General features: G+C 67.5%; 22 protein-coding genes. 9 read left to right on the top strand and 13 right to left on the bottom strand.

Features of this window, described 5'->3' with window-relative positions; all coding sequences use genetic code 11:
- Positions 1 to 7: 7 nt before the first annotated feature.
- The 6 genes from A5784_RS36085 to A5784_RS36060 all read right to left on the bottom strand — a co-directional run bounded on the left by A5784_RS36085 (position 8) and on the right by A5784_RS36060 (position 10,252).
- Positions 8 to 1,576 carry a PPE family protein gene (locus tag A5784_RS36085; RefSeq protein WP_064949648.1) on the bottom strand — a complete coding sequence of 523 codons (1,569 nt, stop codon included), beginning with the start codon at positions 1,574 to 1,576 and terminating at the stop codon, positions 8 to 10.
- Between the two features lies 1 nt (position 1,577).
- Entirely contained in the window at positions 1,578 to 1,889 is a 312-nt protein-coding gene (locus A5784_RS36080) for a PE family protein (protein ID WP_064949647.1), read from the bottom strand.
- Positions 1,886 to 5,863, bottom strand: coding sequence for a type VII secretion protein EccCa (gene eccCa / locus A5784_RS36075; protein WP_064949646.1), 3,978 nt, complete (start codon positions 5,861 to 5,863; stop codon positions 1,886 to 1,888). Before eccCa ends, A5784_RS36080 begins: the two co-directional genes overlap by 4 nt.
- Positions 5,860 to 7,398: a type VII secretion protein EccB gene (eccB, locus tag A5784_RS36070; protein WP_064949645.1), complete on the bottom strand. Its 1,539-nt coding sequence runs from the start codon at positions 7,396 to 7,398 to the stop codon at positions 5,860 to 5,862. The genes eccCa and eccB overlap by 4 nt, the downstream gene beginning before the upstream one ends.
- The gene (gene eccA / locus A5784_RS36065) at positions 7,395 to 9,164 is read right to left on the bottom strand and encodes a type VII secretion AAA-ATPase EccA (protein WP_064949677.1); all 1,770 of its coding nucleotides are present in this window, start codon (positions 9,162 to 9,164) and stop codon (positions 7,395 to 7,397) included. The genes eccB and eccA overlap by 4 nt, the downstream gene beginning before the upstream one ends.
- Positions 9,165 to 9,352: 188 nt before the next feature.
- Positions 9,353 to 10,252 (bottom strand): class I SAM-dependent methyltransferase, encoded by a 900-nt coding sequence (locus A5784_RS36060; RefSeq protein ID WP_064949644.1) that lies wholly within the window; start codon positions 10,250 to 10,252, stop codon positions 9,353 to 9,355.
- A 67-nt stretch (positions 10,253 to 10,319) separates the two neighbouring features.
- Between A5784_RS36060 and A5784_RS36055 the strand changes: the two genes are divergently transcribed.
- From A5784_RS36055 to A5784_RS36045, 3 genes are all read left to right on the top strand, one after another.
- Positions 10,320 to 10,961 carry a TetR/AcrR family transcriptional regulator gene (locus A5784_RS36055; protein ID WP_064949643.1) on the top strand — a complete coding sequence of 214 codons (642 nt, stop codon included), beginning with the start codon at positions 10,320 to 10,322 and terminating at the stop codon, positions 10,959 to 10,961.
- Between the two features lie 99 nt (positions 10,962 to 11,060).
- Positions 11,061 to 11,591, top strand: coding sequence for a nitroreductase/quinone reductase family protein (locus A5784_RS36050; RefSeq protein ID WP_064949642.1), 531 nt, complete (start codon positions 11,061 to 11,063; stop codon positions 11,589 to 11,591).
- Positions 11,588 to 12,763, top strand: coding sequence for a DUF2306 domain-containing protein (locus A5784_RS36045; RefSeq protein WP_156750961.1), 1,176 nt, complete (start codon positions 11,588 to 11,590; stop codon positions 12,761 to 12,763). The genes A5784_RS36050 and A5784_RS36045 overlap by 4 nt, the downstream gene beginning before the upstream one ends.
- A 9-nt stretch (positions 12,764 to 12,772) precedes the next feature.
- On the opposite strand, the gene A5784_RS36040 is transcribed toward A5784_RS36045, so the two are convergent.
- Positions 12,773 to 13,675, bottom strand: coding sequence for an oxygenase MpaB family protein (locus tag A5784_RS36040; RefSeq protein ID WP_064949640.1), 903 nt, complete (start codon positions 13,673 to 13,675; stop codon positions 12,773 to 12,775).
- Positions 13,676 to 13,762: 87 nt separating this feature from the next.
- Between A5784_RS36040 and A5784_RS36035 the strand changes: the two genes are divergently transcribed.
- Both A5784_RS36035 and A5784_RS36030 read left to right on the top strand, forming a co-directional pair.
- Complete coding sequence (locus A5784_RS36035) at positions 13,763 to 14,392, top strand: TetR/AcrR family transcriptional regulator (protein ID WP_064949639.1); 630 nt, start codon at positions 13,763 to 13,765, stop codon at positions 14,390 to 14,392.
- Positions 14,389 to 15,198: a helix-turn-helix transcriptional regulator gene (locus A5784_RS36030; protein ID WP_064949638.1), complete on the top strand. Its 810-nt coding sequence runs from the start codon at positions 14,389 to 14,391 to the stop codon at positions 15,196 to 15,198. Before A5784_RS36035 ends, A5784_RS36030 begins: the two co-directional genes overlap by 4 nt.
- Here A5784_RS36030 and A5784_RS36025 read toward each other — a convergent pair.
- The 4 genes from A5784_RS36025 to A5784_RS36010 are packed head-to-tail and all read right to left on the bottom strand — an operon-like array spanning position 15,179 to position 17,638.
- The gene (locus tag A5784_RS36025; protein ID WP_064949637.1) at positions 15,179 to 15,979 is read right to left on the bottom strand and encodes an MBL fold metallo-hydrolase; all 801 of its coding nucleotides are present in this window, start codon (positions 15,977 to 15,979) and stop codon (positions 15,179 to 15,181) included. The two genes, A5784_RS36030 and A5784_RS36025, sit on opposite strands and share 20 nt — an antisense overlap.
- Positions 15,976 to 16,494, bottom strand: coding sequence for a carboxymuconolactone decarboxylase family protein (locus A5784_RS36020; RefSeq protein ID WP_064949636.1), 519 nt, complete (start codon positions 16,492 to 16,494; stop codon positions 15,976 to 15,978). Before A5784_RS36020 ends, A5784_RS36025 begins: the two co-directional genes overlap by 4 nt.
- Positions 16,491 to 17,015 (bottom strand): VOC family protein, encoded by a 525-nt coding sequence (locus tag A5784_RS36015; protein ID WP_064949635.1) that lies wholly within the window; start codon positions 17,013 to 17,015, stop codon positions 16,491 to 16,493. Before A5784_RS36015 ends, A5784_RS36020 begins: the two co-directional genes overlap by 4 nt.
- On the bottom strand, positions 17,012 to 17,638 hold the full coding sequence (locus A5784_RS36010) for a TetR/AcrR family transcriptional regulator (RefSeq protein WP_064949634.1): 627 nt from the start codon (positions 17,636 to 17,638) through the stop codon (positions 17,012 to 17,014). Before A5784_RS36010 ends, A5784_RS36015 begins: the two co-directional genes overlap by 4 nt.
- 169 nt (positions 17,639 to 17,807) lie before the next feature.
- On the opposite strand from A5784_RS36010, the gene A5784_RS36005 reads away from it, so the two are divergent.
- Positions 17,808 to 18,644 carry an SAM-dependent methyltransferase gene (locus tag A5784_RS36005; protein ID WP_064949676.1) on the top strand — a complete coding sequence of 279 codons (837 nt, stop codon included), beginning with the start codon at positions 17,808 to 17,810 and terminating at the stop codon, positions 18,642 to 18,644.
- 3 nt (positions 18,645 to 18,647) lie between these two features.
- Here the strand turns inward: A5784_RS36005 and A5784_RS36000 are convergent, their stop codons facing one another.
- Positions 18,648 to 19,196 carry a hypothetical protein gene (locus A5784_RS36000; protein ID WP_064949633.1) on the bottom strand — a complete coding sequence of 183 codons (549 nt, stop codon included), beginning with the start codon at positions 19,194 to 19,196 and terminating at the stop codon, positions 18,648 to 18,650.
- Positions 19,197 to 19,204: 8 nt separating this feature from the next.
- On the bottom strand, positions 19,205 to 19,786 hold the full coding sequence (locus A5784_RS35995; RefSeq protein WP_064949632.1) for a VOC family protein: 582 nt from the start codon (positions 19,784 to 19,786) through the stop codon (positions 19,205 to 19,207).
- A 101-nt stretch (positions 19,787 to 19,887) separates the two neighbouring features.
- On the opposite strand from A5784_RS35995, the gene A5784_RS35990 reads away from it, so the two are divergent.
- The 3 genes from A5784_RS35990 to A5784_RS35980 are packed head-to-tail and all read left to right on the top strand — an operon-like array spanning position 19,888 to position 22,612.
- Positions 19,888 to 20,517: a TetR/AcrR family transcriptional regulator gene (locus A5784_RS35990; protein ID WP_064949631.1), complete on the top strand. Its 630-nt coding sequence runs from the start codon at positions 19,888 to 19,890 to the stop codon at positions 20,515 to 20,517.
- The gene (locus tag A5784_RS35985) at positions 20,514 to 21,656 is read left to right on the top strand and encodes an alpha/beta hydrolase (protein WP_064949630.1); all 1,143 of its coding nucleotides are present in this window, start codon (positions 20,514 to 20,516) and stop codon (positions 21,654 to 21,656) included. The genes A5784_RS35990 and A5784_RS35985 overlap by 4 nt, the downstream gene beginning before the upstream one ends.
- Entirely contained in the window at positions 21,647 to 22,612 is a 966-nt protein-coding gene (locus A5784_RS35980) for a 2-hydroxyacid dehydrogenase (RefSeq protein ID WP_064949629.1), read from the top strand. Before A5784_RS35985 ends, A5784_RS35980 begins: the two co-directional genes overlap by 10 nt.
- The last annotated feature ends 13 nt before the right edge of the window (positions 22,613 to 22,625 follow it).

The following is a 22,625-nucleotide window of genomic DNA, read 5'->3' as shown; positions in this document are numbered from 1 at the left end:
GGTCTGGTCAGCGGCGCGGACCCCCCTGCGGTGTGTCAGGGGCATCGCCGGGCTCCCAACTGCCCGGCAGCATCGGCGCGACAGGACCGTCGCCCAGGCCCGAGCCCTCGGAGGCCAGTGTGGTCAGGCCGCCGGCGACCGCGTCGGATCTCGTTGTGGTGCCGGTGAATCCCATCTGTCCTGCGCCACGCGCAGAGGCGGTCACAGAAGGTTCGCGCCGCGGTTCAGGGTCCGGACCCGGCTCCTCGTAGTCCATATAGGCGTCGGCGTAGCCGTAGTCCTCGAGCTCTGCGGCGCGCTTGCGCCGACGCTTACGCCGTGCCGCCACCGAAGCGGCGACGCCTGACGCGGCAGCCGGGATGCCCGAGGCCGGTGCTTGCGCGCTGGTCTTGTCGCGCAACGTTGGAGTGAACCCTTCGCCCGGATCGCCACCGGCTACGGCGTACATCGCGAGCGGCGCGGCCGGAGCCGCGGGAGCCGCCGGAGCACCTGCGGCCGACGCGGCACCGCCCGGGGCGCCTGCGGCTCCGGTGGCCGCGCCACCACCGGACGGCACACCGGCGAGGCTGTACACGTTCGGCTGTTCGGCTCGGGGCTGGGCCGCGTCCTGTGGCACCTCCTCGGGTGCGACCTCCGGTGCCGGCTGCATGACGTGATCGATCAGCAACACCAGCCCGGTGATGCCGAGTGCGGCCAGCGCCGGGATCAGGAACGGCGACGCCAGGATCATGCCCCACGTCGGCCAGCCCACCAGGTTGAAGAACACCTGGTAGGCGACCGCGAACAGGAACGGTCCCCAGGTGGTCAGGGCACCCGACGGGTTGGTCAGGAAATCGGTGATGAGTTTCCCGAGGTTGCCGATGGGGTCCTTGAGGAAGTCGATGATCTCCTGCCCGCCCGGGACGTTCTTGAGGTACTGCTCGAGCAGATCGGACAGCCAGTCGGAAATGCTCAGCGACGAACCGGAATCGCCGGCCTGGGCCTGGGTGGCGAGCTGCTGTGCCGTCGCGGCGGCATCACCGGCCTCCCCTACGCCGGGCGCCAACAGCATGGGTGCGGGTGTGCTGCTCGGCACGGCAGCCACCGCCGCACCCGACACGGCCTCATACGTGCCCATGGTGGTCGCGGCCTGGATCCACATCCGAGCGTAGTCGGCCTCGTTGACAGCGATCGGAATAGTGTTGATACCGAAGAAATTCGTCGCGATCAGGACGCCGTGCACCGCGTGGTTGAGCGCCAGTTCCGGCAGGGTCGGCATGGCCGCCAGTGCGGTGGTGTACGCCGCGGCCGCTGTCTCATGCTGCACCGCCACCGCAGCACTGTTGGCGCTCTGCTGCGCCAGCCATGCCAGGTAGGGACCGTGCGCGGCGGCGTATTGCTCGGAACTCGGGCCTTCCCACACCCCGGCCTGCACGGCACTCAGCACACTCGTGAGTTCAGCAGCCGCAGAGGCATATTCAGCGCTCAGTGCTTGCCATGCCCCCGCGGCGGCGAGCAGCGGCCCGGGACCGGGGCCGCTGGAGAGCAGCGCCGAGTGCGCCTCGGGTGGCAGGGCCATCCACACGGGGGCCGTCATCTCAGATACCGCGGGCGATCAGGTACGACGACGCCGCCATGGCGTCACCGGTCGCGTAGCTCGCGCCGGACTCGCCGACACCGACACCGGACCGGCCGAGTTCTTCGACGCCGTGGGCCGCGACCACGTTGTGCTCGGCGCCGTGGGCGCTGAAACCTGTTGCGGTCAAGAGCGAGACGGGATCCGCGGCGGGTGGAACCACCGCGGAGACCACCGGTGCGGCGGCAACATGGGCGGCGGCCAGCCGCGCGGTCAGTGCCTCCACGGCCGAGCTGGCCGCAGTCAACCCTTCCGGGATTACCCGCAATGTCATCGGTATTCCTTTCCTGTGGTGTTGGTTCCGTTGTTGGCCGACAGTGCCGAATCGGCGCCGAACGGGTTGACCAGCTGGACGAATTCAGGAGCGTCGCCATCGCCGAGCAACATCCCGCGTCCCGCCGGGAAGCGGGCGAAGCGGTGGCCGCGGATCTTGCCGCTGTCGGCCGGATTGCCCGACAGCATCAGCGTTGTCGCCTGCAGGTCGTTGAGCCGCCGCAGCAGCGGCGCGGTCATCACCGCATGCGCCGACCCCGTCGCCCTGGCCGTCACGATGACCCGCAGACCGAGGTCCGACGCCTCGGCCAACAGGCCGACGATGTTGGTCCACGGCCGCTGCCCGGCGAACGGACCGCTGACGGCGGGCCCGTCGGGAATCTGGTCCACGTCGTCGACGATCAGATAGTGCGTGTGCCCGGTATAGCCCCATCCGGTGAGCTCCTGCGGGGTCAAACCCGCGGGTGGACGGCGCTTTTCGATGAGTGCCGAAAGCCCCAGCATCGCCGGCAGCACGCGGTCGATGTTCGCGGTGTACTCGTTGTCGGCGAACAGCGGTTCGTCGACCAGGTGCAGCCTGCGGTCGATCACGGTGAAAGCGACCTCGTCGGGCTGCGAGTTCTCCCGGATGGTCCGGATGATGTGCCGCAGCAGGGTGGTCTTGCCCGATTTGGAGTCGCCGAACACCGTCAGCAGCGGGTTGTTCGCGAAGTCGATGGCGACGGGAGCCAGATCCTCTTCGCGCTGGCCGATGACCACCGTCTCGGGCGCCGGGTACAGCGGGGCTACCGCCGCCGGGGTCAGCTCGGCGGGCAGCAGCCGCACGGGCGGGGCACTGATTCCGGGGTGCCGGGCGTTGATGACCGCGATGTCGGTGAGCGAAGGCTGCGCGAACAGGAAGTGCTCGGCCGCCATGGTCAGGCCGCGACCGGGCTGCTCGGCGGGGACCGACTCGGCGGGGCGGCGCAGGGCGCCCACCACCCGCACGATGCTGTCGTGCGCGTCGTGCAGTTTGAGTTCGACCCGCAGGCCCAGCCCGTCGCGCATGGCCAGTGGCACCTCCAGCCAGTTGGGCGTGGTGATGACGACGTGGATGCCGTAGGCGAGACCGGTGTTGACCAGTTCGGTGACCTTGGCCAGCAACGGGTTACGGGTGTTGAACGTGTCGGTGTTGTCGCGGCTGAAGGCGTACAGGTTGTCGATGACGAAAAACACTTCGCCGTAGCCGTCGGTATAAGCGCCTTGCCCGCTCACCGACGCTTGCTTCTGCCGCGCCCGTAGCAGCTGCTCCAGCTCACCGAAGGTGCGGCGGATCCGTTCGGGCTCCAACGGGGTGGCGACGCTTCCGACATGGGCCAGCTCCTGCAGCCCGGTCAGCTGGCCACCGCCGTAGTCCAGGCAGTAGAACGTCACCTCACGCGGGGTGTGCAGCGCGGCCGCGGAGAGGATGAACGTCTGCAGCGCAGTGGATTTACCCGATCTGGGGCCGCCGTGGATCAACACGTTGGCCGCCGAGGAGTTGGCGTCGAAGACCAGTGCATCGCGCCGCATCTCGAACGGCTTGTCGATCTCGCCGAGCGGCCACCGCAGCTGACCGGCGTCGATCCCGGTGCGGGCCAACACATCATCGAGCGGGATGGCCTCGTCCAGCGGTGGCAGCCACAGCGCCGGCGCGTGGGGACCGTACTGCGCGAGCTGCTCGCCGATGGTGGTGATCAGCTTGCGCGGTGGCAGGGCGGCCACCTCGTCTGCGTCGCCGCCGGCCGCGACGATGGTGTCGGGCTGCGGCTCGACACGGCTCGCGGTGAACAGCGCAGGCTGCGGAAGGGCGCGTACCACAATCGATTTCTCGACTTTGGGCGGATCGTAGATGCCGTCGACGTAGGTGCTGCGGAACTTGATCGGCACTGCACCTGGCGCGGGCACCAGGAAGCCTTCGCCTTTGTGATCGCGGCCCGACTCGATGTGGTACGCGTCCTCGACGCCGATGATCTGCCGCGAGATGCTCGGGCTGGCGACCTTGAGACCGATGCGGTAAGAGGTGTTCTTGTCGATGTCCTTGATACGGCCCACATCCAGCGTCTGCGACGCGAACAGGATGTGGATGCGGAACGAACGACCCTTGCGGGCGACGTAATCGAACAGCTCGGCGTACTCGGGGTGATCGGCGAGCATGAGGGTGAACTCGTCGGCCACCACGAACAGCGTCGGCATCGGCGGCAGGTCGTGGCCCGCGGCGATGGCGGCCTCGTACTCGGTGACCGAGTTGAACGCGCTGCCCTGCACGCGGCGGCCGGTCTCTTTGAGGATCTGCTCGCGGCGGGCCACCTCGCCACGCAGCGTATCGGCGAACCGCTCGGCCAGCGACCGCTTCTCGGCCATGTTCGAGATCACCGCGACGACCTGGGGGAAGTTGCGGAAGATGTCGGCGCCGGCCTCACCCTTGAAGTCGGCATAGATCACGATCAGCCGGTCGGCGGAGTGGGTTGTCAACAGCGCCAGCAGGATCGACATAAGCGTCTGCGACTTGCCGGAACCGGTCATACCGATCATCAGGCCGTGCGGGCCCATGCCGCCTTCGGCTTCGTCTTTGAGATCGAAGTACAGCGGCTCGCCGGTGGCGGTGACACCGATCGGGACCCGTAGCTCCTCGTCACGGGGGCGGGGTGCCCACAGGCCTGCCACATCCAGCGCGGCGGCGTCGGGGATGTCGAGCAGTGTGCTGAACGTGGCACCGCCGGTCGCAGTGGACCGGACATAACCCGGGTTGGAGTCCCAGCGTGACAACCGACGGGCGATGTGTGCGGCTTCGGCGGCCGGCATCGCGTCGGCATGGTCGATATAGGGCTGCCACTCGTTGCTCTGCCAGCGCTCGATGCGGCCCTCGGAGATCCGCAGGACGGGCCGCTCGGGGTCCGGATATTGGTCTCGATTGGGCAGATTCACGGATCGGTGGATCACGGTGACGCCGGCCAGGCCGGGCCGCCGGGCGATGTCGTCTGGATCGGCATCGGGATCGTCCAGGATGACCAGCAGATGCTTGGCGGCCAGGTCCGTCTCCCCCGGGAACGGCGGCCGGTCACTGAACGCCGGTTGCAGCAGTGCGCGCAGCTCGGCCACGTCGTCGGTGAGGTAGCGGGCCGGGCCGACACCATCGGCCTGCCCCGGGATGTCAACATGCGGAAGCCATTTCAGCCACGACCAGTCCTCGGAGTCGACGCCGGGCGAGGCCAGCGCGACACCGAGCATGGTGGGGTCGTGCCAGGTCACGGCCTGAGCGATCCAGGCTCGCACCGCTGCGCGGACCTCGACGTCGTCACCGAGCACGGTGATGCGCGCCAGCTTGGTGACATCGATGCCGGTGGGCGCGTCACGCACGGTGCGCTGCACATCGAGCAGGCCACGAAGGGTGCTGTGCGACACCGGTTCCAGGTCGATCTCGTCGACGGTGTCCTTGACGCGCATCGCGGCATCCAATGGCACGTCGTGCAATCCGGCACGCAGTACCAGGAAATCGCGGTCGCGGGGATCACGCTCCCACTGTCGGCGGGTGCCGGGGATGGTGGCGAGCACCTCGGGCGCCGGGTGCGACCACTCCAGTGCCGCACGCTGTTCGGCCGCATGAGTGCGGACGTTGTCGCGGACCACCGACAGGTAGCGCAGGTAGTCGGCACGCTCGGCGTCCACCTCCTCGGTGCGCATCTTGTCGCCGCCGCCGCGGTACAGCGCGGTCGCGGCCAACAGCATCACGAACGGGAAGAACAGGATGGTCGGCGAGATCAGCCGCATACCGGTGGCCACCAGCGCCACGATGATGCCGACGATCAGGATGACGATGAGGTACGGCAACACCCGGCGCAGCAGTGACGGTGGGACCACCCGCGGCAATTCCGGCGGCGGTTCGATGGTGATGGTGCCCTTGCGAGTGGTCGGCGGCGCGATGCGGCGCCGGTGCTCGAAGATCAGCCTGCTCATGAATGGGCCTCCAACCGGGCCGCGCCCGAATCAGCCGATAGGGCGTCGTGTGCCACCAGAGCGTCGCCTCGGGACAGGGTGGGGCCGGCCGCGAACTGGGCAAGCACCGACCACGGGATGGGCAGGGCGGGGCTGCGCAGGCCAAGTGCGCCAACGATTTTGTCGTCGCCGGCGGTCTCGATGCCGTAACGCACGCCGGTGTCACTCACCCAGAACAGCGAGCCTGCCGTCGGCGAGCCGGGTTCGGCGCCAACGGTTTGCACGAAGTAGCCGGTGCCCGGGGTCAGCGCGACGCGGTTGGCCGCGCCGTCCCGGCCTGCGCCGACGAGGTCGACGGTGTGCAGCCCGTCGGGCAGCGGCAGCGTTGCGCCTGACAGCAGTCTCAGCGAACTCTCGTTCGCCCCACTCGGTTTCGTCCACTCTGCGCACGTGACAGGATCCGCCGAGGCCGACACCAGATGGATCGGCTGCTCGGGGAAGGCGGCGGTGTCGATGCCGCGAGAGACCGGTGCCGCGGCGACCGCGTCAGCGCTCAGCCGTGGCGGCTGTTCAAGCCCGTAGGAGTCGCTGTTGCGCAGGATCGCGGCCAGCACCGGTGATACCGGCTGCAGACCGTCGGCCAGCACGGCGTAGTAACGCAGGCTGTTGTCCGTGGCGAAAGCACTCACCACGGCCCCGACCGGCACCTGGATCGGCAGTTCGAAGTGCGGGGGCGCACCGGCGTCGACGATGGCCGGCGGGGCCAGCGCCGGAGCCTCGGGGATCGCGTTGAACAGCCCGGCCGCGATCGGTCGGGGTGCGGGGACATCGGCACCGAGACCGAGCGCCTCGGCCACGGCGCGGTTGCCCACGTCGATCGGGCTGCGCTTGCCGCCCCACAGCAGCCAGTCACCTGGGTTCGGCCCGGAAGCGTTGTGCACCAGCACACCCCGATCAGCGGGCAGCCACACCGCCCGCTCACCGTCGGTGCTCGGTCGGCCCGCCAGCACCGTCACGCCGGAATTGATACCCGAAACCGATTCGCACACAGTCCAATCCGCGTCCGTCGCGGCGGTCTGCACCATCCGCTCGGGTGCGCCGGGAATGCCGAGCAGGTTGCCGCGCGGATACTTGTCGATCTCGCTGGTCTTGACTGTGGTGGGGTTGTCCGCGGCACCGGCGATCAGCCGGGCCGAGGTCAGGTTCAGCACCGGATGCAGTTGCTCACCGACGAGCACGTAGAGCGCCGCGGTCGACCGGTCGGCAAGCACCTTGTCGTGCCCGGCGACGCCGCCGGGACGGATGAGCGAGAAAACGAAGCAGCCGATCAGCCCCGTGGCGACGATCAGCGCGCCGGTCACCACGGCCCGGCTCTGGGTGCGCAGCGGGTCGACGAGCATGCGCGTGTCGTGCAGCGCGACGCCGGATGCGATGCGGCGCATGATGAATCGCCATCCGGTCACCTGGTGCCTGGTGACGAACCCGCGGCGATACTGCACGCGGTCGGGGTTGTCGTTGGCCGGCGTGCGGGAGCTGAACGACCTGCGCTCGCTCATTCGGGCACCGTCAAACCGAGGCCGCGCAGCAGCGGGGCGGCCGAGTTACGGACGTCACCGGCCGTGATCGTCATCATCTCCTCGTCGGTGAAGTCATCGGATTCCAGGTGGTCCAGCCGGTATTCGCGTTCCTCTTCGGAACGCTCGACCAGGTTGCGGACGAAGCGGCCATTGCCTGCGATGTCCAGGCTGCGTCGAGGCACCCCGTTGGCGTCGGGTGTGGTGGCCTCGGCGAGATGGCCGAACAGCTTTTCCATGTCGTCGTGGGCGGCGGTCTCGAACAGGCTGTCGCGCTTCTCGGCCATTCGGACCGCGATCTCCACCAGTTCGGGCGAGCTGTAGGACGGGAAGTCGATGCTGCGCGTGAAACGCGACCGGAGACCCTCGTTGGTGTCCAGGAAGTTGTCCAGATCCTTGCGGTAGCCCGCGACGATCACCACCAGCCGGTCGCGGTCGTTCTCCATCCGGGCCAGCAGCGTGTCGATGGCGACCAGACCGAAGTCGTTCTTGGCACCCGTGGAAACCAGGGCGTACGCCTCGTCGAGGAACAGCACGCCGTCCAGGGCGCTGTCGATGATCGCGTTGGTCTTGGCCTCGGTCTCTCCGATGTGCTGGCCGATCAGGTCGGCGCGGTGCACTTCGCGGACCGTCTCTTTTTTCAAAAGGCCCAGACCGCAATAGATTTTGGCGACCACGCGGGCGATGGTGGTCTTACCGGTTCCTGGCGGTCCGGCGAACACCAGGTGGTTGGTCCGCTGCGCGACGGCCAGGCCGCGTTCCTGACGCCGGATGGCCATGGCCACCGAGCTTTTGAGCCGGGCGACCTGAAACTTCACTTCTTCAAGACCGATGAACTCGGCCAGCTCGGCCTCGGCTTCGACCAGCAGATGGGCCTTGCGCTCCTTGGCGCCCGGGTCGACGAACTCGTCCTCGCTCGGCTCGGTCGCCGGGTCCCATGGATTGCTGCGGGCGTCGATGCGCGCCGATGTGGTGGTGACCAGACCGAATGTCGGGTCCAGTAGCGCCTCTTCGACTTGCCTGTTCTCCGGGTGCGCGGCGAACAGATCCTGCAGGACTTCGTTGGCGTCGTCGTCCTCGCCCTGGCCGCGCAGGGTCAGGGCCTTGGCCAGCGCACCGTCGACGGCGGCCACGGCGACCGGGCCGGACGGTTCCTCCAGGTAGGACAGGGCGGGCGCGAACATGCCCAGCCGGGCCAACGCGATACCGAGGGTGGTCTTGGCGGCGTGGGCGCTTACGTCGTCGAGGGACTCGTCGGTCACCACGGGCGTCAGCAGCCGCACGACGTCCGACCAGCGCTGTGCGCGGTGATTGATCGCGATCCGCAGCCAGCGCGCGTTGAACCATCCCGGCCGTCGCGTCAGGACGTCGTCGACGAGTGCGTCGGCCTCGGCCAGTTCATCGGCCTCGCAGCGCCGCGCGGCGTACGCGAGCTGGAAGTCGTCCGGGTCGGTGGCCCGGAATCCCAGGTACAGACCGGTGTCGTAGGTGAATCCGAGGTCGCCCGCAGCGAGGTCGATCTCCCGCTGCAGCAGGCCGGCACTCGCTACCGTGCGCCACACCGAGTCGATCACCGGAGCCGACACGTCGCCCGCGGCGGCCAGCCCGATCCAGGCGTCACAGTGGTCGTGCGCGATGTGTGTCAGTCCGGCAAACCCTGATCGAGCGGCGGCCAGATCCGCCGGGCGTTGCCGGTCGTTGACCGACAAGCCGAGCGCGCGACAGCATGTGGCAAATCGGCTGACCACGTCACGGTCGAGCCTGGGTGCTCCCTGAAGCGGAGCGGCGAGCGTGTCACTACCCATATGCGTGCGCGGAAGCGACATTCGCCCCCGTCTCTCTCCCTTATGTATGCCTAAGCTAACTTTTGGCTGAAGTTAGCATTGCATAACTTAAGTGTCGAGACGCACGGTATCGGGAAGAGACGTGAGCCGTCTCACGTCTTGCGGGCGGTGACCAGACTGTTGGAATCGAGCATGTACCGCGCGTCAGTGCCCGGATCAGGCAGTTCTCGGCCCAGCTGGTGGATGTAGCCCGACAGGCCGGTGGTGGTCGCAGTCCAGCCACGCTCGGAGAACCACTGTTCGGCGGGAGCGTGCTGTTCGTTGTAGACCAGCGAGAAGAACTCGGTTTCCTGCCCGGAGACGCGGCCCTCGGCACGCTTGGCCCCGAACACCTCGCGATCCATCGGCATCGCTTCCTCGACGGCGACGAAGCTGCCCGGGGCAGCCAGTGCGTCGATGCCGGCGAACAACTGTTCTTGCGCGGCCGCAGGCAAATAGATCAGCAGGCCCTCGGCGATCCACGCCGACGGCTTCGACGGGTCGAATCCGTGGCTGCGCAACGCCTGCGGCCAGTCGTCGCGCAAATCGACTGCGATCTCGCGACGCTCGGCCGTCGGCATGTCGCCGTGGCTGTCCATCGTCTCGCGTTTGAACTGCAGCACCCGCGGCTGGTCGAGTTCGTAGACCACGGTGCCCGCGCTCCAGGACAGCCGATAGGCCCGGGAATCCAGGCCGGCCGCCAGCAGCACGATCTGCTGCACACCGGCCTGCGCGACGCGGTGAAAGTAGTCGTCGAAGTACCGGGTGCGGGCGCCCTGGAAGTTGACGAAGTGTCCACCCCACTCGGTGCGCAGCGGGAAGTCCGCGTCGGGGTCGTCGAGTGCCGCGGCCGCGTCGCCGCCGACGGCGCGACAGAACACCTCGGCATACCGGTCGACGGCCAGCGGATCAGGTTTCTGTGCCTCCAAAGCCCTTGCCGCGGCTACGAACAACGCGGTCTGGCCGACGCTGGTGGAGATGTCCCAGGTGTCCTTATCGGTACGGCTGTTCACGGCCGCGAGCGTACGCGCGGCAGCTGACAGCGGAACGGATCGCGGAGCCAGTCAGTAGGTTCGACACGTGACTACCAGCAGCGCGGCGTCGAACGAGCCCGGGGCCCGCGGTCAGCGTCGCCGGCTCAAGACCCAGGCGGCGGTGTTGGACGCCGCCGAAAGGTTGTTGTCCGAGCGGTCTGCCGACGCAATCCGGATGGAGGACGTCGCTGCAGTTGCGGGGATCTCGCCGGCGTCGGTGTACGTGCACTTCGGCACCAAGGACGCGCTCGTCTCGGCGACCGTTCAGCGCCTCTTGGATGTGGCGGGGGAATCGATCATGGCCGCGTACACAGGTGATGGCAGTGCGTTCGACCAGGCCCAGGAGGCCGGTCTGGCGTACATGCGGTTGCTGGTCGAACACCCCGCCCTGACGCGCTACCTGTCGGTCAATGCCCTTGGCGGGCCGGAACTTTCGATGGACGACGCTGTGGCCGCCCGGGTGGACCTGCTGCGCGCAGCCCTCGAGGAGCGGATCCAGGCCGCGGTGGACAGCGGGGAGATCCGGCCGCTGGACAGTCGGCTGTTCTCGTACTTCCTGTTCGGCGCCTGGAACGGGGTGGCTGCCCTCGCCCTACGCCGGGACGCATCGCGGCTGACCCCCGACGAGGTCGAGCAATGCCTGCGGCAGGCCCGGTCGATCATCATCAGCGGCGTCACAAACGGCTGACCCGTTGCCAGTTTTAGAGTCGCACTCTAAAATAGAGTTCTAGAGTGCGACTCTAAAATCAATGGAGCCGCGAACCTTCGTCAGGAGTAGTGGTCACGCATGTCGCCCACAGATCTGCAGCGGGTGGATCCGGCTGCCCCCATCGGACCAGCATCACGGGCCTACGTCGCGTTTCTCCGAACCTCGGCCGGCCGGTGGACCGCGATCAACATCGCTCCGAAGGTCGATCCGTGGCTTCTGCGCGTCACCGGAGGACGAATCGGGATGGCATTGATGTTGCCCTCCACGCTCCTGACCACGACGGGCGCCAAGAGCCGCCTGCCACGCACCCACGCGGTGCTGTACTTCCACGACGGAGCCGACGTGATCGTCATCGCGTCGAGCTACGGTCGCGAACACCATCCAGCCTGGTACTTCAACCCGAAGGCCCATCCCGAGGTACGGGTGGGGAGCCACCCCGGGCTGGCAATGACGGCCGCCGAGGTCACCGAGCCCGCTGAGCAGACGCGCCTGTGGGCGTTGGCCGATCGCGTCTACCCCCTCTTCGCCGACTATCGCGACCGTGCCGCGCGTACGGACCGGGTCATCCCCATCATCCGGCTCACCGAGGCCGGGGGCGACCAGGCGTGACCACAACTTCCGTCAGAGCCTCCGCCAAACGCCGAATCACGCTCTCCCGGGTGGGTTTCGGCGTCGTGGCCGCCGTCGCCGTGTTGTATCTGCCGCTGGCCGTCAACTACACCTGGCCCCTGTTCTTCCCGGCGCCGCGCCTGCAGGACAGTGTCAACACACTGGTCAACGGTCACGCGTATGCCGTCGGGCCCGGCTCCGTGGAAGCGGTCCGGCACGTCGACTACTCGCACCATCGCATGGTCATGCTGATTCACACCACGCTGGGCGCGCTGGCCCTGAGCCTGGCGATGTTCCAGTTCTCCGCACGCCTGCGAAACCGGCACCCAGCCGTCCATCGGTGGACCGGCCGCACCTATCTGGTCCTGATGTCGATCAGCATGCTCACCGCGCTGGTGTTCCTGGCCGCCACGACGCCGGTAACCCATTTCATCGGGGGTGCCTTCGACCTGCAACTGTGGACGCTTGCCCTCGGCACACTTGCCAGCGCGTGGTACGCCCTTGTGGCGATCCGCCGCGGCGATGTGATCAGTCACCGAGCCTGGATGGGCTACAGCATCGCGCTCATGATGACGGCACCGCTGCTGCGCGTGCTATGGATCGGAGTCCAGCCCCTGGTGCCGCAGCCCGAACTGCTCGACAACCTCGGCGCTGCCGCTGTCCTGCTGGGGGTGGCCGCCCCGTTCGGGGCCGCGGTTGCCTTCCTGCTCACCCACCAGAGAAGCTCGACTACCGCCGCCGTGCGGCCGGGGGCACCGACGGTCTACGCCGGTCTGCTCGCCGTGGCGATCGCCGGATCGATCGGCTACGGAGCCTTGTTCAGCCGCCTGCCGGCCGAGGTGCCGCCGGTGTTCGTCTGGTTCCACCTGCTGCCGCTATGGCTTGCCATCGGTGTCACCCTGGTCGGCGTCGGCAAGTCACGCGTTCGGAACACACCAGTCCTCGAACAGCGCTGGCGCTGGATGCTCGCAGGAGTGGCGGCCGCACCGATAGCAGCCTGCATCACCGCGCTGGTGGCCGCACCCGTGTACGGCACCATCAACGGCTTCATCGCCGGCGGCATGGTCGGGGCTCCGGGACCGATCACCATCGCCTTCGCCGTGGCGGTCTGGAGCGCCAAGCCGGCGTCCCAAAGCATGAAAAGCCCTTCCCTGCAACCAGTTTCGGCGTAACGTAGCCTGCTACACCAGCGGACGGCCGGTTCTGATCCGCCAATCCAGATCCACCAGCAACACGTTGAACGGGAACTGGCGCACCATCGCGGGCAGCACGTGGTTGGCGGTACGCAAGACCGCGATGAGCCGGTCGAACCGGCGCTGCCGCCGGGCGTCCCACGGCAGCCGCATCTCGTCGCGGAATCGTTGCGGCAGAAAGCCGGTGGTGATCAGCTGGGCCAGACCCTCGGAAGCCCGCCGAAGCGGGCCGGGCAGGTTCAGGCCCCGCAACCGCGCCACGGCGATCGGATACAGGTACTCACGGACGGCGTCGTCGATGTGCACGTGGGCGAGCGCCTCCTGCCAGTACCGGTCGAACGCGGCCCGGTCGGCGGGCCACATCTCCGGTGGCACCTGCAACGTCGACCCCAGCGCCACACCCTCCTGGTAGTGCCGGTCCGCGGTCGCCTGGTCCATCTCCCCGACGAACATCCGGTACACGTCGACGGCGCCCTTGTACAGGCATGCGGCCACCCACAACTGCAGGCCCTTGTCGAACGCGTTGTACTGCACCGGGCTGTCTTCGGTTGAGTACACCTGCGCGTGCGCCTTGTTCACCGCGCGCCGGAACGCCGCCTTCTGCTGCTCGGTGCCCCGGGTCGCCACGGCCAGGTAGGTGAAGGTGGTACGGGCCCGCTTGATCGGGTGCCGGTCGACGCGTCCGCTCTCGACCCGGCTCTCCATCACGCCGTAGCCGACGCCGGGCCGTGCGAGCTGCATGATCACGTTCGCCGGGCCTGCCAGCAGGGCCACACCCATCAAACCGTCGTCGATCGTGGCGCCGCGCCTGCGTCGCCTGGCCGCGAGCATCGGATGCGCCGGCTCGCCCATGGCGCGCTCGACATGCAGGATCGGCTCGTCGACCGTCATGATTACCCCTGTCGCAAAGTTGAGAACGTCTGTTTCCTGATATTGGCGGGACGTCTGACAGGTGTCAAGATGTGTCACGATATCTAGGTGACACCCGTCCGGCCCTACCGCGGCGTCGACGCCACCGCCCGCCTCTCCCAGCGGCGCGGTCAGTTGCTGACGGCGGGGCTCGATCTACTCGGCGCGGAGGCGGCCGAGGCCACCGATCTCACGGTGCGGGCGGTCTGCCGACAGGCCGGCCTCGCCGCCCGGTACTTCTACGAGAGTTTCACCGACAAGGACCACTTCGTCGCCTCGGTATATGACTGGGTGATCGGTGACATCGCCACATCCACGCAAGCTGTTGTGGCGGCCGCTCCCCTGGCCGAACAGACTGGCGCAGCAATGGGCAACATCGTGCGCACCATCGCCGACGATCCGCGGGTGGGCCGGTTGTTGTTCAGCACGGAGCTCTCCAACGAGATGCTGGCCCGCAAGCGCGTCGAGTCGACAACCTTCTTCGCGATGCTGCTCGGCCAGCACGCCGAAGCGGAGCTTAACCTCGATGACAACGAACAACTCAGAGCCACAGCCCATTTCGCTGTCGGCGGGGTGGCGCAGACCATCAGCGCGTGGCTGGCCGGTGACATCAGGCTGAGCCCGGAGCAACTGATCGAGCAACTGCGATCGATGCTCGACGGGCTTGCCGGAATCGAGTCTCGACGAAAGGTGCCGTGAGCGGCCCCGAGCTGTTCCGGCCCAGCGCACCGCTGGCGTCGCACGTCGACTTCTTCGGCTACTGGGACCGCGCCGGCGGGCCGACCCACCGCAGCCGCGCGCTTCCCCGCGGCGCGGCGACCGTGATCATCGACCTCAGCCCCCGACAGCAGGTCGACTTCTACGCCGCCGACGGGACCACCCGCCTCGACGTACCGCCCGCCTTCGTCGCCGGCGCGGGCAACATCTCCTACGTCACCCAGATCGACGCAGCCCAAACCGTTTTGACGATCCACTTCCACCCCGGAGCCGTACTCACCACTCCCCTGGGCGAGTTGGAGAACTCCTGCGTCGGGCTGGCCGACGTCTGGGGCCGCGCCGGTGACGAGCTGTCCGAACGACTGCTCGACGCGCCGTCTGTGCGGCCCCGGCTCGCGCTGGTGGAGGCATTCCTGCTGGCCCGGATCCGGCCTCGGCACCGCGGGATATCCGCGGTACTCGAGGCCGCCGAACACGACCCGTCCATGCGCGTCGCGCATGCCGTTGCACTGACCGGACTTTCACCGAAGCGGTTGATCGGGCTGTTCCGCACCGAGGTCGGCTTGCCACCCAAGACCTACCTGAGGGTGCGACGGCTGCAGGCCTCCCTGCGGCTGCTCGACGACGGCACGAACCGCGGCGCGGATGTCGCTGCCAGCCTCGGCTACTTCGACCAGGCCCATTTCACCCGGGAATTCCGGTCATTCACCGCGATGACGCCGACGCAGTATGCGCAGCGCCGCATGTGGCTGCCCAGTCACGTCGGCCTCAGTGACCGGTGCCGATAGCGGTCGCCTGGGCGTGGGCATAGAGACCGGGATCGTGCGCGCAGACGATCAGCAGGTCCTGATCGCCCCGAAGGTACAGCTCCGAGAGCCGGTCCTGGTTGTCGCGCAGCTGCTTTCGGTCGTAGTTGACCAGAACGTCCTGCGCCCGCAGCGCCCACGGCACGCGGGATCTCCGATCGACGGTGCCCGGATGGTAGAACGCGTCCCCGGCGTGGAAGATCCACCGGTGTCCGGCGTCGATGGCCACGGCGGCGTGCCCGCGGGTATGACCGGGCAACGAGATCAAAACCAGTCCGTCGCCGATCGCGTCCAACGGTGTTGCGGAAGCGAATCCACGCCAGGTCTCGCCCTCGGGGGGGTACTCGACCAATCGTGGACCGTGGGCCCACTGCCCGGCGCGGTACCGCATCCGTTCCCGCCACGACGGTGCGTGTACGGCGCCGCGCGCTTCGGCGGCGGTGACATGGACCTGAGCATCGGGGAAGTCCGCCAGGCCACCGATGTGGTCGAGATCGAAATGGGTGAGCACGATATGCCGCACATCGGCGGCGTCGAAGCCGAGCGCTTCGATCTGGTGTACCGCGGTTTCGGTCGGGCTCAGCACCGGCCGGAAAGCATAGCGGGCCGCACCCAGCCGCCCGGCGGGGTCGGCGCAATCCTGCGTGCCGAACCCGGTGTCCACCAACACCAGTCCGTTCGCGGTCTCGGCCAGCAGCACGTGACAGACCAGCGGGGCACCCGGCGCGCGCATGGTCCCGCAGTTGAGGTGGTGGACCTTCACCGATCAGCACTCTCGGGTCGGACACCGAAGGTGTTGAGGAAATTGCAGACCAGTTGGTAGAACCCGACCGTCAGGGTGAAGTCGGTGAGTTGGTTGGCCGTAAGCACGGTCAGTGCGTCGTCGCGTTCGGCATCGGTGAGGGTGTGGTGGTCGAGCAGAGTATCCGTCAGCCTCAGCAGCAGGACCTCCTGCTCGTCGAGACCGTCAGGCGATCCGGACTTCGCGGCAGCGATCGCATCCTCACTCATGCCGACAGCTCGGCCGATGTTGACGTGCTGGTAGGTCTCGTAGCCGGCCTCGTAGCGATAGCCGACGCGCAGGATGACCAGTTCGCGCCACGTCGGCGGCAGCGAATTGTGCTGCAGCACATCGGCGGCGAAGGACAGAAAACCCGGAGCCAGGTTCGGGCTGTGGGCGATCATGCGAAAGATGTTCAGCGACGCACGTCGGGTGACGGCCTCGCGCAAGTCGTCGGGCAGCGTGTCCAGATCCGGGTAGGCGAATTCGGAGGTCATCCCAGCACCCGAATCGGCTCTGCGCCGTCCCAGTTGGCTGCGACCTCGCGGACGTAGGCGAACATCTGTCCCTTGGGCCCGCTGATGTCGCTGATCTCGATCACCGTGCCCTGGTCGAATTCGGTGTCCAGATACGCGAATCGGCCTTGTTCACCGCCGATGCATCCCTCCTGGCCTACGACGTAACCGGCCGCAAGGGCGCGGTCGTAGAGGCCCTGGTAGTCGGTGCTCCAGTAGGAGATGTGCTGTGCGCCTTCGCGTCCGGAGGCCAGGAAGTCGCGGTACATCGACGGGGCGTCGTTGGTGGGCTGGATCAGTTCGAGCTGGACGTCACCGGAGTTGGCCAGCGCGATGCTCATGGTCATCTCCGAATCCGCGCCGCGGTACCGGAAGTAGTCGGTGACGACGTTCTCGATGTAGAACCACGGCCCGACACCGCACTGGACCCATCGGTCCATCGAAGCGTGGATGTCGCGTACGACGTATCCGATCTGGTTGATATTGCCGAACATTCGGCTCATGACGGGTCCTCCTGGGTGAGTCGGGTGGTGAGTAGTCGTTCGATTTCAGACCGGGCCGCGGCCAGGTCGACGTGCTCGTCGATCAACGCCTGCAGCGCTACGCCGCGCAGCATGGCGATGATCACGGTGGCCAATCCGTGGGGGTTGACCGATGCCGGCACCTGGCCCGCCGCGACGGCCAATTGCAATCGCTTCTCGATCTCTTCACGGAATTCCCGGTCGGCGGCCACCATGGCGGGCCGGATCTCCTCCGACGGGGTGGTGACGGCCTCGGCCCACAGCACGAGCCGAGCCCGGTTGACGGGCTGTGGATTCGACAGCACTGCGAAGTAGATGCCGATCAGCGTCTCCAGTTCACCGAGCGCATCGGAGCCCGACTCGTCGAACATGGCTTCGCGGAACTGATGGGTGACGGTCTCCACGAGGCGTTGCATCAGTGCGCCTTTGGAGCCGAAGTGGTGTGTGGCCAACCCCCTGCTGTACCCGGCGCGTTCTCCGACGTTGGCCAGCGTGACCCCGGACGGCCCGACTTCACCCACCAATTCGGCGGCCGCCGTGATGAGCCTGCGTTCGGCCTCACCGCGACGTTGCTCCTGGCTGCGCCGCGCGGACGGGTCAACCATGGCACATCCCGCCGGCCACTCCGACACCTCCGACGAGTGCTCGCATGGTCACCCGCACCTTTCACTTGCTTGTTGTCTAACAAGTTAATGCGCGTAGCGACATCGGTCAAGATGCATGCCGGCAAAAAAATCCAAGACCGGCCTCCGACCGGGCGCGCATGATGGCGACATGACCAACTCCGGCCAGAACCCAGGGCAGGCTGTCGCCGACACCGGCATCCTGGTGGCAGCCATCCGTGCCGAGGAAACCCGACGTCCCGACCGGCTGTTCGCCGATCCGTTCGCGGAGAAACTCGCCGGTGAATCAGGGCGGCGGATGCTTGCCGAGTCCGTCGCGGCAATGGGTGACAAGTCCATGCTGCAGATCGTCGTGCGCACCCGGTTCTGGGACGAGGCACTGTCACGCGCGGTGCCCCCACTCACCCAGGTGGTGATCCTCGCGGCGGGCATGGACGCCCGGGCCTACCGGTTGCCATGGCCGGACGGCACCACCGTCTTCGAACTCGACCAACCAGCGGTGATCGCCACCAAGGCCGAAGCGCTGGCCGGCGACGAGCCGCGCTGCCGCCGGGTGACCATCGGTGTCAACCTGGCCGAGGGCTGGACCGACGTGTTGCGGGCCAACGGCTTCGACCCGAGCGTGCCTGCGGTGTGGTTGGCCGAAGGGCTGCTGCAGTACCTCGACGAGTCGGCCGTGCGCACGGTGTTCGAGCGGGTCGACGCGATGTCGGCGCCCGGTTCGGTACTGCTCTACGACATCGTCGGCAAGGCGCTCCTGGAGAACGTGGTGCTGGCGGCGGTCCGCGAGCGGATGGCTCGCAACGGCGCACCTTGGCTGTTCGCCACCGACAAACCCGGGGAACTGTGCGAGCGGCTGGGTTGGTCTGCGGTGGTCACCGACGTGGCCGAACCGGGCAACCGGTGGAACCGCTGGTTCGCGCCCGCGGTGCCGCTGGACGTGCCGAACGTGCCGCGCGGCTACTTCGTCGAGGCGGTCAAGCGGTAATACTCACGGCAACAACGGAACCCGCCACAACGGCTTACCGGGTTCGAGCAGGTACAGGCGGGTGGCCGTGATCTGCAGGATGCGCAAGGCACCGGTCATCAGGATGATCGCGAGCGGCAGTTCGACCAGGACCGCGGTGAGGAACGAGAGCTGACGGTCGGCGGGCGCTGCCGTCATGACGTCGAACCAGGCGTCGCAGACCAGTAGCACACCGGTGGTGAAGGCGGTGAGGATGAGCAACTGCCGGCGCAGCAACCCCAGCACCGCGGTAGCCACCAGGAATGCCAGCAGAATCGCATCGAAACCCACCCAGGTCGCGGGCCAGTTGTGGGCGACATACTTGTCCGGCAGCGTCATCGCCAGATAGCCGGTCCAGGGCACCAGCCCGATCGACGCCCCCACCAAGAGCACCAACCGAACCCGCCGTAGTCGCCGCAGCGCCGAAGGCTCCAGCACCTCACCCACCGGCCGCTCCAGTCGCCGGATCAGGTCACGGCGGTCGACATCCGACATCGCGGCGATCTGCGCATCGGAGAGCCCGGGCGCATCCATCGTGCAGCCTAGTGCCCGGCGGTCACCGCCGGTCGGCGGTCGGCCGCCGTCTTCGGCGGCACGTGGGTGTCCTCGTCACTGAATTCCTTCGTCCAGCAGGCGAATTCAAGCGTGATGCCGTCGGGGTCGAAGAAGTAGAACGATCGGACGTACACGCCGGGATGCACGGTGGGCGAGACCTGCATGGCGCTGGTGTCATGGTTGAGCACGGGCCCCACCCGCACACCCTTGTCCTTGAGCTTCTGCCGGTACTCGTCGAACTTTTCGGCGGGCACATGCAGCGCGAGGTGGTTCATCGAGCCGGTGGCACTGACGATCTCGCCGATACCCGGGATCGCGGCGGGCGCCGACACCCCGGGGACGCCGTCGGGCGCGTCACGGAACCAGAAGAACGCCACGCAATCGCCGTTGCCTGCGTCGAAGAAGAAGTGCTGCCCCATGCCGCCGGGCAGATCCAGTGATTTCACCAGGGGCATGCCCAGCACGTTGGTGTAAAAGTCGACGGTCCGTTCCATGTCCGAACACACCAGTGCCACATGGTTGATGCCGCCGAGCTCGAACTCGGAATTGGGATTGTTGGGCTTGATCACGTCGCGACTCCTCCACTGCGAACCCGCCGAGAACTGGCGTGGCTGCCAATCTGAATCTAACATCAGATTCAGGTCTGATCAACGCTCGAACAAGGAGTCCTGTGACCGTCAGCCCCCGCGAGCAACTGCCGACCGCACGTGGCCGGCAGACCCAGGCCGCCATCGATGCGGCTGCTCGGCAAGTGATCGCCCGCAAGGGCATCCTGGCCACGACCATCGCCGACATCGCCTCGGAGGCGGGCCGGTCCACGGCCTCGTTCTACAACTACTACGACTCCAAGGAAGCGATGGTCCGCGAATGGGCGCTGCGCTTCCGCGACGAGGCCCGCGACCGCGCGCGTGCCGGCGCCCAGCCGGGGCTGTCCGGCTGGGAACGCTCGTACGAAGCCGCGGCCGCCCACTGGCAGACCTACCGACATCGGCTCGCCGAGATCATCAGCGTGTACCAACTCGCCATGGTCAACGAGGATTTCGCGCGGTACTGGGCCGAGATCTGCGAACTGCCCATAGGGTTGATCACCGATATGGTCAAACATGCTCAGCGACAGGGCTTCTGCCCGGACGACGATCCGCACCTGACCGCCGTCGCGCTGGTGTCGACACTCAACCAGTTCTGCTACACGCAGCTATCGGGAGGCAACGCAGCCGACGTCGACGACCAGGCCTGCGTGACGACCCTGGCCAACATCTTCTACCGGACCATCTACTACAAGGAGAGCACGCGTCCATGAGCAGAACCTCCGGGTCAGCGGCGGCCGCGGGTGTGGTCCGTGAGTTCGTCGGGCTGGAATCCCCCACCGCGCGCCGCGCCGGCGCAGGCGGGCACCCGTGTCAGGGCATCTACTACCGCGGCGTCGGCCGCAAACCCAAGGTGGCGATGATCGCCACCCATTACCAGATCGACTTCTCGGAGCACTATCTCGCCGACTACATGGCCACCCGCGGTATCGGCTTCCTCGGCTGGAACACCCGGTTCCGCGGTTTCGAGAGCAGTTTCGTACTCGACCACGCACTGGTGGACATCGGCGTGGGGGTGCGCTGGTTGCGCGAGGTCCAGGGCATCGAAACCGTGGTGCTGCTCGGCAATTCGGGCGGCGGTTCACTGATGGCCGCCTACCAGGCACAGGCCGTCGACCGACACATCACGCCACGCGAGGGCATGCGACCGGCGGCAGGCGTCGGCGATCTGCCACCGGCCGACGGGTACATCGCCAGCGCCGCCCACCCGGGCCGTCCCGACGTACTCACGGCGTGGATGGACGCCTCGGTGATCGACGAGAACGACGCGGTGGCCAGTGACCCCGCACTGGACCTGTTCGACGAACGCAACGGCCCGCCGTTCGCACCGGAATTCGTCGCCCGCTACCGGACCGCCCAGATCACCCGCAACGACGCCATCACCGACTGGGTCGAGCAGGAACTCAAACACGTCCAGGCCGCCGGATTCTCGGATCGCCCGTTCACCGTGCTGCGCACCTGGGCCGACCCCCGCATGGTCGACCCGACCATCGAGCCGACCGCGCGGCAGGCCAACCTCTGCTACGCCGGAGTCCCGGTCAAGGCCAATCGCTCGGCGCGAGGCATCGCCGCGGCCACCACACTGCGCAACTGGCTCGGGATGTGGAGCCTGCGCCACGCCCAGACCAGGGCCGAGCCGCACCTGGCCCGCATCCACTGCCCGGCGTTGGTGATCAACGCCGACCAGGACACCGGCGTGTATCCGTCGGACGCGCAGCGCATCTACGGTGCGCTCGCGAGTAGCGACAAAACCCAGTGCTCGATCAACACCGACCACTACTTCACCACGCCCGGCGCCCGCAGTGAGCAGGCCGACACCATCGCACGCTGGATCGGCAAGAGATGGCGGTGAGCCCCGGCCCCATCCGGGTCCTCGCGCATTTCGAGCCGGGCGATAAGGTACTGGATTTCCTTGCGCCCCTTCTAGATTGGCTCGACGTCCGGTTCTGCGCCGAGGACGACGACACCACGTTCTACCGGGAGCTGCCCGAGGCCGAGGTGCTCTGGCACGTGTTGCGGCCGATCACCGGCGACGATCTGCATCGTGCCCTGCGGCTGCGACTCGTCCACAAGATGGGCGCCGGCGTGAACACCATCGACGTGGACACCGCAACACAACTGGGGATCCTGGTGGCCAACATGCCCGGGGCCAACGCGGCCTCGGTCGCCGAGGGCACCGTGCTGCTGATGCTGGCTGCGTTGCGGCGCCTGATCGAACTCGACCAGTACACCCGCGAGGGCGACGGCTGGCCGACAGATCCGACCCTGGGTGAGACGGTCCGCGACATCGGCGGTTGCACGGTCGGGCTGATCGGCTACGGCAATGTCGCGCATCGGGTCGAGCGGATCGTCACGGCCATGGGCGCCGACGTACTGCACACCAGCACCCGCAACACGGGCCACCCACGCTGGCGCAACCTTCCAGAGCTGTTGTCCACCAGCGACATCGTGTCATTGCACCTGCCGCTGACCGACTCCACCCGGGGCCTGCTCGACCGGGAAGCGCTGGCGTCGATGAAGCCTGGCTCGGTTATCGTCAACACCGCGCGCGGCCCGATCATCGATGAGACCGCACTGCTCGAAGCCCTTGGCACCGGTCAGATCGCCGCAGCCGGCCTCGATGTGTTCGAGGTCGAGCCGATTCCCGCCGGGCATCCGCTGCTGGGGTTGGAGAACGTGGTACTCACGCCGCACGTGGCCTGGTACACCGTCGACACCATGCGGCGTTATCTGCAGGCGGCAGTGGACAACTGCCGTCGTATTCACGACGGCAGGCCATTGGTGAACGTGGTAAATGAGGTGACCTAGGCCCCGGCGGTGG

This window comes from Mycobacterium sp. 852013-50091_SCH5140682 (assembly GCF_001665685.1).
Taxonomy (GTDB): Bacteria; Actinomycetota; Actinomycetes; order Mycobacteriales; family Mycobacteriaceae; genus Mycobacterium.
Note: the sequence above shows the minus strand (reverse complement) of the source record. Positions and strands in the feature narration are given on the sequence as shown.